This is a genomic window from Rhizobium sp. CF122 (assembly GCF_000282035.1).
In the GTDB taxonomy this organism is placed as follows: Bacteria; Pseudomonadota; Alphaproteobacteria; order Rhizobiales; family Rhizobiaceae; genus Rhizobium.
The window spans coordinates 137972-150859 of sequence record NZ_AKKA01000120.1 but is presented as its reverse complement, the minus strand read 5'-3'; the positions used below and the strand labels follow the sequence as shown (position 1 = coordinate 150859).

Annotated in this window: 11 protein-coding genes; 8 read left to right on the top strand and 3 right to left on the bottom strand. The window is 60.9% G+C overall.

Translation table 11 applies throughout. The features are described from left to right. The first annotated feature begins 9 nt into the window (after nt 1–9). The 5 genes from PMI09_RS28155 to PMI09_RS28135 all read left to right on the top strand — a co-directional run bounded on the left by PMI09_RS28155 (nt 10) and on the right by PMI09_RS28135 (nt 6652). Nucleotides 10–1557, top strand: coding sequence for an amino acid permease (locus tag PMI09_RS28155; RefSeq protein WP_007802387.1), 1548 nt, complete (start codon nt 10–12; stop codon nt 1555–1557). A 144-nt stretch (nt 1558–1701) separates the two neighbouring features. Then, a complete protein-coding gene (locus tag PMI09_RS28150) occupies nt 1702–3069 on the top strand; it encodes a glutamine synthetase family protein (RefSeq protein WP_007802385.1) in 1368 nt (455 codons plus the stop codon). A 104-nt stretch (nt 3070–3173) separates the two neighbouring features. Next, nucleotides 3174–4559: an aldehyde dehydrogenase family protein gene (locus tag PMI09_RS28145; RefSeq protein ID WP_007802383.1), complete on the top strand. Its 1386-nt coding sequence runs from the start codon at nt 3174–3176 to the stop codon at nt 4557–4559. Further along, on the top strand, nt 4556–5707 hold the full coding sequence (locus tag PMI09_RS28140; protein ID WP_007802381.1) for an iron-containing alcohol dehydrogenase: 1152 nt from the start codon (nt 4556–4558) through the stop codon (nt 5705–5707). The genes PMI09_RS28145 and PMI09_RS28140 overlap by 4 nt, the downstream gene beginning before the upstream one ends. Nucleotides 5708–5938: 231 nt before the next feature. Beyond that, nucleotides 5939–6652 (top strand): ParA family protein, encoded by a 714-nt coding sequence (locus PMI09_RS28135; RefSeq protein ID WP_007802379.1) that lies wholly within the window; start codon nt 5939–5941, stop codon nt 6650–6652. Nucleotides 6653–6722: 70 nt separating this feature from the next. Here the strand turns inward: PMI09_RS28135 and PMI09_RS28130 are convergent, their stop codons facing one another. Beyond that, nucleotides 6723–8084, bottom strand: coding sequence for a L,D-transpeptidase family protein (locus tag PMI09_RS28130; RefSeq protein WP_007802376.1), 1362 nt, complete (start codon nt 8082–8084; stop codon nt 6723–6725). Between the two features lie 230 nt (nt 8085–8314). Between PMI09_RS28130 and PMI09_RS28125 the strand changes: the two genes are divergently transcribed. From PMI09_RS28125 to PMI09_RS28115, 3 genes are all read left to right on the top strand, one after another. Next, nucleotides 8315–9154, top strand: coding sequence for a DUF4432 family protein (locus PMI09_RS28125; protein ID WP_007802374.1), 840 nt, complete (start codon nt 8315–8317; stop codon nt 9152–9154). A 69-nt stretch (nt 9155–9223) separates the two neighbouring features. Next, the gene (locus tag PMI09_RS28120) at nt 9224–9562 is read left to right on the top strand and encodes a TIGR01244 family sulfur transferase (protein WP_007802372.1); all 339 of its coding nucleotides are present in this window, start codon (nt 9224–9226) and stop codon (nt 9560–9562) included. Nucleotides 9563–9635: 73 nt separating this feature from the next. Further along, nucleotides 9636–9980: a RidA family protein gene (locus tag PMI09_RS28115; RefSeq protein ID WP_007802370.1), complete on the top strand. Its 345-nt coding sequence runs from the start codon at nt 9636–9638 to the stop codon at nt 9978–9980. 38 nt (nt 9981–10018) lie between these two features. Here PMI09_RS28115 and PMI09_RS28110 read toward each other — a convergent pair whose 3' ends face one another. Both PMI09_RS28110 and PMI09_RS28105 read right to left on the bottom strand, forming a co-directional pair. Next, nucleotides 10019–11677 (bottom strand): thiamine pyrophosphate-binding protein, encoded by a 1659-nt coding sequence (locus tag PMI09_RS28110; protein ID WP_007802368.1) that lies wholly within the window; start codon nt 11675–11677, stop codon nt 10019–10021. Further along, nucleotides 11674–12876, bottom strand: coding sequence for a CaiB/BaiF CoA transferase family protein (locus PMI09_RS28105; protein WP_007802366.1), 1203 nt, complete (start codon nt 12874–12876; stop codon nt 11674–11676). The genes PMI09_RS28110 and PMI09_RS28105 overlap by 4 nt, the downstream gene beginning before the upstream one ends. Between the last annotated feature and the right edge of the window lie 12 nt (nt 12877–12888).

The following is a 12888-nucleotide window of genomic DNA, read 5'->3' as shown; positions in this document are numbered from 1 at the left end:
GGGGAAGTCATGTCCGACTACACGGATCACGACAAAAAGCAGGATATGCACATCCTGCACTCCATGGGCTACGCCCAGGAGCTGGAACGGCGGATGAGCTCGTTCTCGAACTTTGCGGTCTCATTCTCTATCATCTGCATTCTTTCCGGCGGCATCAACTCGCTGGCTCAAGCCACGGCGGGTGCTGGCGGTGCGGCTATCGGCATCGGTTGGCCGCTCGGGTGCTTCGTTTCGCTGGTGTTCGCTGTCGCGATGGCGCAGATCAGCTCGGCCTATCCGACTGCAGGCGGCCTCTATCACTGGGGCTCGATCCTCGGCAACCGTTTCACCGGCTGGCTGACCGCCTGGTTCAACCTGCTCGGTCTTGTCACGGTTCTCGGCGCGATCAATGTCGGCACCTACTACTTCTTCATGGGCTCGTTCGGCACCAGCTATTTCGGGCTGACCGATACCACCACCGTTCGCATCCTGTTCCTGGTGATCATTACCGGTGCCCAGGCGCTGGTGAACCACATGGGGATCGGGCTGACGGCGAAGCTCACGGATTTCTCGGGCTACCTGATCTTCGTAACGGCAATCGCCCTTGCTGCAGTTTGCCTGCTGGCAGCGCCGTCCTACGACATTGCCCGTCTCTTCACTTTCGCCAACTATTCCGGCGAAGCCGGCGGCAACGTCTGGCCGTCGACCTCGGGCGCCTGGGTGTTCCTGCTCGGCCTCCTGCTGCCGATCTACACGATCACCGGCTATGACGCTTCGGCACATACCTCGGAAGAAACGGTCAAGGCCGCCCATTCCGTTCCGCGCGGCATGGTCGCCTCCGTTCTTTGGTCGGCGCTCTTCGGCTACATCATGCTTTGCGCATTCGTGCTGATGCTCCCGAACATGGACGATGCGGCCAAACAGGGCTGGAACGTGTTCTTCTGGGCCATGGACAGTCAGGTCAATCCTGTCGTCAAGGATCTGCTCTACCTCGCCATCTTCGTCAGCCAATGGCTGTGTGGTCTGGCGACGGTGACCTCGGTCTCCCGCATGATCTTCGCCTTCTCGCGTGACGGCGGTCTGCCGGCATCCAAGGCTCTTGCCAAGGTCAGCCCGAAGCACCGCACGCCGGTTGCCGCCATCTGGACGGGTTCGATCCTCTCTGTTCTGTTCGTCTGGGGCTCGTCGCTTGTTTCGATCGGCGAGACCCCGGTTTACACGATCGTCGTCTCGTGCACGGTCATCTTCCTGTTCTTCTCCTTCGCGATCCCGATCACCCTCGGTCTCTTCGCGTGGGGCACGTCGAAGTGGGACAAGATGGGACCATGGAACCTCGGCGAAGGCACGTTCAAGCTGTTTGCGGTCCTGTCGATCCTGGCGATGATGCTGATCTTCGTCCTCGGCATTCAGCCGCCGAACCAGTGGGCGCTTTACATCACTGTCGGCTTCCTGGTCCTCACCGGTATCGTCTGGTTCGGCTTCGAAAGCCGCCGCTTCAAGGGCCCGCCGATCGGCGACGAGGTTGCGCGTCGTCAAGCCGAGATCGCGGCTGCCGAGAAGGCCGTTGGCGAAGCCTGAGGTTTCGACTTCCCTCTCCAACCGCGGGGCCGCGATGGCGGCCCCGCTTCCCGGCTCAACGAAAACGCATCAGAGGCGGCAGGCCCGTCTCACAGTATGCTCTTTCGTTGCCCCGATTTCAGTTCAATGTCAGGCGGATTCAATATGAGCATCTATACCCTCGACGATCTCAAGCAGGATGTTGCCGACGGGCGCATCGATACAGTTTTGGCGTGCCAGGTGGACATGCAGGGCCGCTTGATGGGCAAGCGCTTTCAGGCTGAATACTTCCTCGAGAGCGCATGGAAGGAAACGCATAGCTGCAACTATCTCGTTGCCACCGACATGGAGATGGAAACCGTCTCCGGCTACAAGGCGACGAGTTGGGAAAAGGGCTATGGCGACTACACGATGAAGCCCGATCTTTCGACGTTGCGCCGCATTCCGTGGCTCGAAGGCACAGCGCTCGTGCTCTGCGATCTCCTCGACCACCACACGCATGAAGAGGTGCCGCACTCGCCGCGCGCGATCCTGAAGAAACAGGTCAAGCGGTTGGAAGACATGGGCATGAAGGCGTTCATGGCCTCGGAGCTCGAATTCTTCCTGTTCGACCAGACCTACGAGTCTGCGCACGCGTCAGGCTATCGCAACCTGAAGCTCGCCAGCGCCTATAACGAGGACTACCACATCTTCCAGACGACCAAGGAAGAAGAAGTCATGCGGGCAATCCGCACCGGCCTTCAGGGCGCCGGCATTCCGGTCGAAAACTCCAAGGGCGAGGCGTCCGCGGGCCAGGAAGAAATCAACGTCCGCTATGCCGACGCACTGACGATGGCCGATCGCCACTCGATCATCAAGAACGGTTGCAAGGAAATCGCCTGGTCGAAGGGCAAGGCGATCACCTTCCTGGCGAAGTGGCACTACAATGCCGCCGGCAGTTCGTCACATATCCATCAGTCGCTCTGGAGCGCTGACGGCAAGACGCCGCTCTTCCACGACGAGGGGGGCAAGTACGGCATGTCGCCGCTGATGAACAACTACGTGGCCGGTCTTCTCGCCCACGCGGGCGAGATCACCTACTTCCTCGCGCCTTACATCAACTCGTACAAGCGCTTCATGGCGGGCACCTTTGCGCCGACGAAGGCAATCTGGAGCAAGGACAACCGCACGGCCGGCTATCGCCTCTGCGGCGACGACACCAAAGCGATCCGTATCGAGTGCCGTGTCGGCGGCTCCGACCTTAATCCCTATCTCGCCTTTGCCGCGCTGCTTGCCGCCGGCATCGATGGCATAGAGCAGAAGATGGAGCTCGAGGCGCCGTTCGTCGGCGACGCCTATGGAGCACGCAGCGTCCGCGAGATCCCGCGTACGTTGCGCGCGGCAACAGTCGCCATGACGGAATCGAAGATGCTTCGCAATGCCTTTGGCGACGACGTCATCGACCACTATACCCGTGCTGCCCAGTGGGAGCAGGAAGAATACGATCGTCGCATCACCGACTGGGAAGTGGCGCGCGGTTTCGAAAGAGCATAATAGGCGTAGCCAAAGCCGGATAGCGTCCTGTCATATGATCTCCATATCTGAGGAGATTGTTGGGGGCTGCCGGTTTCGGCACGCGAAAACATAGGATGAAGATCATGGGAATGATCCAATGCATTTCACCGATCGACGGATCGGTTTTCGCCGAGCGGCCGGCGCTTTCGCTAGAGGCGGCGAAAGAGGCGGTGGCGCGTGCGCGCAAGGCGCAGAAGGCCTGGGCGAAGCGGCCGTTGGAAGAGCGCGTTCAACTGGTACTGAAGGGCGTCGCGCGCCTTAATGAAATGTCCGACGTCGTCGTGCCGGAACTTGCCTGGCAGATGGGCCGCCCGATCCGCTACGGCGGCGAGTACAAGGGCTTCAACGAGCGCTCCAACTATGTCGCTTCGATCGCCGCCGATGCGCTCGCGCCGCTGGTTGTCGAGGAAAGCGACAAGTTCGAGCGTCGCATCGAACGTGAAGCGCATGGCGTTGTGTTCGTCGTGGCCCCCTGGAATTATCCCTACATGACGGCGATCAACACGATCGCGCCGGCGCTGATGGCGGGCAACACGGTCGTTCTGAAGCATGCGTCACAGACGCTGCTGGTTGGAGAGCGGCTGGTGCAGGCTTTTGTCGAGGCCGGCGTTCCCGAGGACGTCTTCCAGAACGTGTTCCTTGACCACGAAACGACCTCGGCGCTGATTGCTGCGGGCAGCTTCAACTTCGTCAACTTCACCGGCTCGGTCGAAGGCGGCCGCTCGATGGAGCGGGCGGCAGCCGGAACGTTCACAGGGCTCGGGCTAGAGCTCGGCGGCAAGGATCCGGGCTACGTCATGGAAGACGCCGACCTCGACGCGGCGGTCGATACGCTGATGGACGGCGCGACCTATAATTCCGGCCAGTGCTGCTGCGGTATCGAGCGCATCTATGTGCATGAATCGCTCTATGACAGCTTTGTCGAGAAGTCGGTCGCCTGGGTGTCGAACTACAAACTCGGCAATCCGCTCGATCCTGAGACTTCGCTTGGCCCGATGGCCAACAAGCGCTTTGCCAAGGTCGTGCGCGAGCAGATCGCCGATGCCGTTTCCAAGGGCGCCAAGGCGCTCGTTGACCCCAAGCTGTTCCCACAGGACGATGGCGGCGCCTATCTCGCACCGCAGATCCTCGTCAACGTCGATCATTCCATGGCCTTTATGCGCGAGGAGACCTTTGGTCCTGCCGTCGGCATCATGAAGGTGAAGAGCGACGACGAAGCCGTTACGCTGATGAACGACAGCCAGTACGGCCTGACGGCTTCGCTCTGGACGAAGGATCCGGAACGGGCAGGGCGGCTCGGCCGCGAGATCGAGACCGGCACCGTCTTCATGAACCGCGCCGACTATCTCGATCCGGCTCTGTGCTGGACCGGCGTCAAGGAAACCGGCCGAGGGGGTTCGCTGTCGATCATTGGCTTCCACAACCTGACGCGTCCGAAATCCTACCATCTGAAGAAAGTCACAGCATGAGCAGCAACATCACAGCCAACTGGAGCTACCCGACCGCCTTCAAGCTTGGCCGGGGCCGCATCAAGGAACTGGCAGACGCCTGCAAGAGCCTCGGGATGAAGAAGCCGCTGCTGATCACCGATCGCGGCCTGGCTTCCATGGCGATCACCAAGACCGCGCTCGACATTCTCGAAGATGCCGGCCTTGGCCGCGCGATCTTCGCTGATGTCGATCCGAACCCGAACGACAAGAACCTCGAGGCTGGCGTTAAGGCGTTCAAGGACGGTGGCCATGACGGCGTCGTTGCCTTCGGTGGCGGCTCGGGCCTCGATCTCGGCAAGTGCGTCGCGTTCATGGCCGGCCAGACACGGCCGGTCTGGGACTTCGAGGATATCGGTGACTGGTGGACGCGCGCGAGCGTCGAAGGCATCGCGCCGATCGTGGCCGTCCCGACGACGGCCGGCACAGGCTCGGAAGTTGGTCGTGCCAGCGTCATCACCAATTCCGAAACGCATGTGAAGAAGATCATCTTCCATCCGAAGTTCCTGCCGGGCGTCGTCATTGCCGATCCGGAACTGACCGTCGGCATGCCGAAGATCATCACCGCTGGCACCGGCATGGACGCCTTTGCGCACTGCCTGGAAGCTTATTCCTCGCCCTTCTATCATCCGATGTCTGCCGGTATCGCGCTGGAGGGCATGCGCCTCGTCAAAGAATTCCTGCCGCGCGCCTACAGGGAGGGCACGGACCTCGAAGCCCGCGCCAACATGATGTCAGCCGCCGCCATGGGCGCTGTCGCCTTCCAGAAGGGTCTCGGCGCCATTCACGCGCTGTCGCATCCGATCGGCGCGGTCTACAACACCCATCACGGGATGACGAATGCCGTCGTGATGCCAGCGGTATTGCGTTTCAATCGTTCGACGATCGAGGAGAAGATTGCGCGCGCCGCGGCCTATCTCGGCATCTCCGGCGGCTTCGACGGCTTCTATAACTACGTCCTGCAGCTTCGCTCCGAGCTCGGTGTTCCCGACAGCCTGTCTGCGATGGGAATCAAGCCGGATCGAATCGATGAACTTTCGGCAATGGCGATCGAGGACCCGAGTGCTGGCGGCAATCCGGTCAAGATGACACTCGAAAATACCAAGGCACTCTTTAAGGATTGCTTCTGAACTTAAAGAAGACGGCGGACCTGAACTGGCCCGGAAAGCCTAGGCTTTCCGGGCTTTTTTTCCAAGGGCGTCGCGATTTCGCCAGAGTGCAAGAAATGCTGGCCGCAATTTCAGGTGTCACGTTTAGGAGTTGTTAACCATAATTAGAAAGGATGCATTAACCGCACGATGCTTCCGAGAGTGCGCGGCAGAGCCATAGAAAGGCTCACATTTTCCCTTCGAGGACCGAACATGCCAGTCATCACTTTCGCAAACACCAAGGGCGGCGCTGGCAAGACCACAGCCGTACTTCTTCTCGCCACCGAGCTTGCCCAGAAGGGCTATCGGGTGACAATCCTCGATGCCGATCCGCAGCACTGGATCACGCGGTGGCATGAAGTATCCGGGCATGTGGCGAATATCTCGGTGATCGATTTCGTCACGTCGGCGTCCTTGCCGCTGCACATATCGGAAAACAAGCACAATACGGACTACTTCATCATCGACCTTCCGGGCGCGCGCAATCCGCTGCTTGCGACGGCAATCGGCCTTTCCGATCATGTCCTGATTCCCATCCAGGGATGCGCGATGGACGCCCGTGGCGGAGCGCAGGTCCTCGAGTTGCTGCAGTATCTCGACGAGAAGGCGGGTATCCGTATCGGACACTCGGTTGTGCTGACGCGCGTCAATTCGATGGTGACGACGCGAGCGCTCTCGATCGTCAAGTCGTTGCTGAGTGAGCGTCAGGTCCCGGTCCTCGACACCGCGATCATCGAACGCTCCGCCTTCCGCGATATTTTTGACTGCGGTGGCACGCTGCATTCCCTCGATCCGGCTCGCGTCAGCAACCTCGACAAGGCGCGGGAGAACGCCCGCTGCTTTGCTGAGGAGATCATGGGCAAGGTTCCAGTGAAGCTTCCGGAACCGGCACGCAGCACTGGCCCGCTGATCCGTTCAGCTGCCTAGCGGCAACTGTCAGCAAAACAAAAATGCGCCCTTTGCGGCGCATTTTTTCTTGATGGAACGGGCTGGTAGATCAGTCGGTGAATTCGACCGTCACGCCGGGCTTGACCATCTTCGCCAGTTCGGTGGCATCCCAGTTCGTCAAACGGATGCAGCCGTGGCTCTGGGTGCGGCCAATCTTCGATGGTTCCGGCGTCCCGTGGATACCGTAGGTCGGCTTGGAAAGCGCCATCCAGACCGTGCCGACCGGGCCGTTCGGACCCGGCGGAATGTTCAGGATCTTGTCGTTGGCGCCCTGCTGGAAGTTGATCTTCGGATTGTAGGTGTAGCCCGGATTGAAGGCGACGCGCTCGACGGTCACCGTACCGGACGGCGAGGGCGTATCGGTGGAGCCAATTGAGGCGGGGTAGGCGGCGACGAGATTGCCGGCATTGTCATAGGCAAAGACCTGCTTGCGGCCCTTGTCGGCGATGATGCGCGCGACCGATCCGGCCTTCACTTCACCGGGATTGACGACCTTTACGATCGTGCCGGGCACCGTGAAATCGACGCCCGGATTGATTTCCTTCAGGAAGCCTTCGTCCATATGGAAGCGCTCGGCGAGCATTTCCGTCGTGGAGGTGTAGCCGAGCGATGACATCGCAGCCTTATGCGCGTAGTCCTCCGGGATTTCCGCAACGTACGGGCCGGCGGCATCCGCAGGCGTAATGGTGTAGCTGACGAGCGGCAGACCGCCACTCATGCGCAACTGCTCGAGAATTGCGTCGGTGTTGTTTGGGTCGAGCGTCTCGCCTGTCATCTGCTGATAGGCGTAGATCGCCTTGGTGACGTTCGCGCCCATGTGGCCATCGATCGCGCCAGGGGACACTCCGGCGCGGTCGAGGAATACCTGCAATGCGACGATCTCGGACTTCGACTTGTTCTTGAGCGTGATCACCGGCTCCTGAGACGGCTTCGGCTGCAACATTTCCGGCGTCTGCTGATCCTGCTCGATGGACGCATAGTCGTCGCCGCTTTGCGGATAGGGTTGGTCATCGAGCGGCTGGCGGTCGACCGGAGCGTTGCGCGGGATCGAGCCGGTCACGGCGCCCCGCTCAGCGTAACGACCATCGCCGTAGGGGTCGTCGCCATAATAGGCATCGTTGTTGTACGCGTCGCGCACCGGCGGGCGTGGGTAATAGCCGCGGGCCCGCATCTCGGTCGCGATCACATTGCCATAGGGATCGACCAGCACGCGGTTGCCGCGTCGATCACGCGCGTAAGCCGCGCCCGACGGGACATAGTCGAGGATGTCACCGTTCGGCGCCACGAAGACGACGTCGCCTTGGCGTCCGTTGTAAAGCTGCTGCGCATCGGCAGATGGCGCTGCGATAGCGATAGCGATGGCGAGCAGGGCAGTTGCGGCAGACAATCCCGTTATTACAAAGCGATTCACGTCTTCATACCCTTCAGTGACTTGGCCGACACACACCTGCGAATTTTGACGCTAGTGTGGAATTTATGAGATCGTGCTGAACAAAAGATAAAAATCCCGTGATTTCTCCTTTAGTCATAAACATTTGGAGCGACTAGTCGGTTCCACGCGGCAAGGCGCGCCGTCGTGATTGACGAAATCCCTGCCGAGACATAACGGTGCGCAAGCCGCTACCGGGAGGACGTTGAACGATGATCGAATTTGCCGCCGCCAGAGGGCCGACACTGATGCTGGACGAAACGTCGCTGATGGATATCGGCGGATGTGTCGTCGATGGCGTCGACATCGCTCCCAAGAAGGCGGTCCCCGACGACGGCGATGCGCGCATATCGCATTCGGTCGAAGGCTTTCTCTTTACCTGCGGGCCGGACCATATCCGTCACCGCGAACCGATTGTGGGACGGGCGGACGGAAAGGTCTATCCTTTGCACGGGTCCGGGCCCGGGCACGCAGCCAAGGTTCTCTGGACGAAGTTCGACAATGGCAATGCCGAGTGCCGGGCGGATATTGATATCGTGACGGTCGAGGGCTTGTCGGTCCGGATCGAACGCCACTGGTTCATCGACGGCAACACGGGGGAGGCGCGCCTCACGGACAAGGTCGTCAATACGAGCGACAAGATCGTTCCGACCTTCCTGATGTACCACATGAATATCGGCGGCAAATGGTTTGATGCCGGCACGCGCCTCGAAGGCAAGATGCTCGAGGGTGGTGGCTTTCCGTGGAATTTCGGCGAGGAGCCGGGTGGTATCTTCTGCGTCGAGGCGCCGGCAACGGAAGGCGGCTTTGCCGAGGTACGGCTTGGGCCGATCGCCGCAATCGGCGGCAAGGTTCTCCGAGTGCGCGTCCTTGCCGAGACGTTGCCGCACCTGCAGGTCTGGCGCAATCAGAAAGCGCCCGCCGACGTCCTTGGAATCGAGCCGGTATCGCATCGCTGGGTGTCGCGTTCGGAGTTGGAGGCATCGGGCGATTTCGTCATGCTGAAGCCCGGAGAGAGCCGACATTATGCGCTCAGCTTCGCCTTCGTTTGAGTGATCTGCGGTTGACGCTGGGCATGGGGCGGCGTAGTCATTCAGCCCACGATTTCAGGAGGATTAGCGATGGACATTCGCCAGATCGACGACGAGTATTCGGTTTCCGGTCAGATTTCGGTCGAGGATCTCGATCAGATCAAGGCCCTGGGCTTCAAATCGATCGTCTGCCATCGCCCCGACGACGAGAGCCCCGATCAGACGCCATATGCACTGGTAGCAGCGCGCGCCAAGGAACTCGGCCTCGATATCGCACATGTGCCGGTCGGCCCGATGGGTGTTACCGAAGAGGCGATCACGGGGATGGTTGATGCGCTCGATGAATTCGCGCGCCCGATGCTCGGCTACTGCCGCTCCGGCGCCCGCTCGACCGCGATCTATCAGAAGACGCACCACATTCGCGCCTAGTGCCGATCGGCAAACCAAATCCGGCGCCGCTCGATTCCAGCGGCGTCGTTCGTTTCGCAAACAGGAGAACATCATGAGCATCAAGCGTATCGACGCCGGCGCCCGCATGAGCGGTGCAGTTGTCCACGGCAACACCGTTTACCTCGCTGGCCAGGTCGGCGAAGGCGAAAGCGTCACCGAACAGTGCAAGTCGGCGCTGGCCGAAGTCGATCGTCTGCTCGCTGCAGCCGGCTCGAACAAGTCCAAGATCCTGCAGACCTTGATCTATCTTTCCGACATGTCCTACTTCGCCGAAATGAACGCCGCCTGGGAAGCCTGGGTCGATCCAGCCAACACGCCGGCTCGCGCGACCAGCGAAGCCAAGCTTGCTGCGCCGAAGTACAAGGTCGAGTTCACGGTTACAGCCGCCCTCGACTAAGTCGGCGGCATTGCGATTTCGAAGGCCGGTGGGTTCGCTCACCGGCTTTTTGTTTGGGCAATTTCGGAAAGCGTACGCGTCGGCGTAATTGCTTCCGGATCAAGCTTTACCTCAATGATCGAGGGCTTGCCGCTCGCCCGTGCGCGCTCGAAGGCGGCTGCGAAGCTTTCCGTCGTCTCGACTGTTTCCCCATGGCCACCGTAAGCGCGCGCAAGCGACGCAAAGTCCGGGTTCGTCAGATCGGTGCCACTGACGCGACCGGGATACTCGCGCTCCTGATGCATGCGGATGGTGCCATATATGCCGTTGTTGATGACGATGGCGATGATCGGCAGGTTGTAGCGAACGGCGGTCGCAAATTCCTGGCCGTGCATCAGGAAACAACCGTCCCCGGCGAAACAGATGACCTCGCGTTCGGGAAAGAGCTGCTTGGCAGCAACCGCGGCCGGCAGGCCGTAGCCCATGGAGCCTGATGTCGGTGCCGCCTGGGTGTTGAACTGACAGAAACGATGGAACCGATGCAGCCAGGTGGCATAGTTTCCGGCACCGTTGGTGAAGATCGCATCGGGGCGCGTATTTGCCTCGATCCACTCCATGATCGGTCCCATATGGACTGGGCCGGGACCGCTTTGCGGCGGTGTCGACCACGCAATGTAGGCCTGATGCATCCGTTCGGTGCGCTCCGCCCATCTGAGTTCGCTTGGTGCCTCGAGATCAGCAAGATCCGCAACGAAATCACTCGGGCTCGCGCAGATTGCGAGGTCGGGCCTGTAGACACGGCCAAGCTCGGATGGATCGGGATAAATATGGACAAGCGATTGCTGCGGGTAGGGGATGTCGATGAGCGTATAGCCGGAGGAGGGCATTTCCGACATGCGCCCGCCAAGCAGGATCAGCAGGTCGCTCTCCTTGATTTCCTTTGCCAGTGCGGGGTTGATACCGATGCCGACATCACCGGCATAGTTGGGGTGTAGATGATCAAACAGCATCTGCCGACGGAACGAGCATCCGACGGGCAGGGCGAAGCGTTCCGAGAAGGTTTTCAGATCGGCGACCGCATCCGCATCCCAGCGTGTGCCGCCGACGATGACCATCGGCCGCTCCGCCTTCAGCAGTCGCAGGTAAAAGTCGTCAATCTGACGACGACCGGGATGCGCTTCGACGCGCAAATAGCGCTTGGCGCGGGGCGCCTCCACTTCGTCGCGCAGCATGTCTTCGGGCAGTGATAAGACGACGGGGCCGGGACGGCCTGACGTGGCGATCGCAAATGCGCGGGTGACGAACTCGGGAATGCGAGCAGCATCGTCGATCTCGCCCACCCACTTGCTGAATTCGGTGAGGGCGCGGCGGAACTCGACCTCCTGAAAAGCCTCTCGCTCGCGGGCGTCGCGCTGGACCTGCCCGATGAAGAGGATCATCGGAATGGAATCCTGCCTGGCGATATGCAGCCCGGCCGTGGCGTTCGTGGCGCCAGGCCCGCGCGTTACCATGCAGATGCCGGGCTCGCCGGTGAGCCTGCCCCAGGCATCGGCCATCATGGCCGCGCCACCCTCCTGACGGCAGACCACCACGTCGATGTCGCTGTCATAAAGCGCATCGAGAACGGCAAGGAAACTCTCGCCGGGCACGCAGGAGAGGCGTTTCACCCCATTCGCTTTCAAGGCCTCGACGATCAGTTCCCCGCCGGTTCTTTTCATGATGATCTTTTCTCCTCCAGTTCGGCGAGCTCCGCCAGAACCTCCTCCTGATGCTCTCCCAGCCGCGGGCTCGGCCGCTCGTAACGCAAGGGCGTCTGCGAGAGCACGACCGGCGTCCTCACGCCGGGAATGACGGTACCCTTTGCGTCGGCGAGATCTACCCGCAACCCACGCGCCTGAATTTGTGGATCCGCAAACATTTCCTCGATGGTATTGATCGCGCCGGCCGGAACGGCGTCCGTCTCACAGGCCCGCAGCAGGTCGGCCTTCTGCCATCTCAACGTTTCGGTCGAAACCAGCCTGCGAACCTCGTCACGGTTTGCTACGCGCGCCTTGTTCGTCGAAAAGCTCGGATCGTCGACAATGCCCTTAAGGCCGAGGATGGCGCACAGGCGTCGGAACTGGCCGTCATTGCCGACCGCGAGGATCAGATAGCCATCGGCGGCCGGCACGACTTCATAGGGCGAAATATTCGGATGCGCGTTTCCAAGTCGCGTCGGGGCGCGGCCGGACACGAGATAATTCATGTTCTGGTTGGCGAGCACGGCCGACTGGACGTCGAGCAGCGCCATGTCGACCAGCTGCCCTTCGCCGGTCCTCTGCGCGTGGATGAACGCTGCCTCGATGGCTGCGACCGCGTAAATGCCGGTAAAGATGTCGGCGATCGCAACGCCTGCTTTCATCGGCTGTCCGTCCGGCTCGCCGGTGATCGACATGAAGCCGGACATGCCCTGAACGATATAGTCATAGCCTGCCAGGCTGGCATAGGGACCGTTCTGGCCGAAGCCGGTGATCGAGCAATAGACGAGCTTTGGGTTGGTCTTTTTCAGGCTCTCGTAGTCGAGACCGTACTTCACGAGCCCACCGAGCTTGAAGTTCTCGATGACCACATCGGCCGTGGCGATGAGGCGGCGGACCAGCGCCTGATCTTCCTCGCGCTTTAGGTCGGCGGTGATCGAACGCTTGCCGCGGTTGGCAGCGTGGTAATAGGCGGCGGAGAGGTTTTCGCCGTCGGCACCCTCGACAAAGGGTGGTCCCCAGTGCCGGGTGTCATCGCCTCCCTCCGGGTTTTCGACCTTGATCACGTCGGCGCCGAGATCGGCTAGCATCTGGCCCGCCCATGGACCTGCAAGGACCCTCGCAAGCTCGATGACGCGTATGCCGGACAGCGGCGGCTTTTGGGGCTGATTGTCTGTCATGTTCCTCCCACG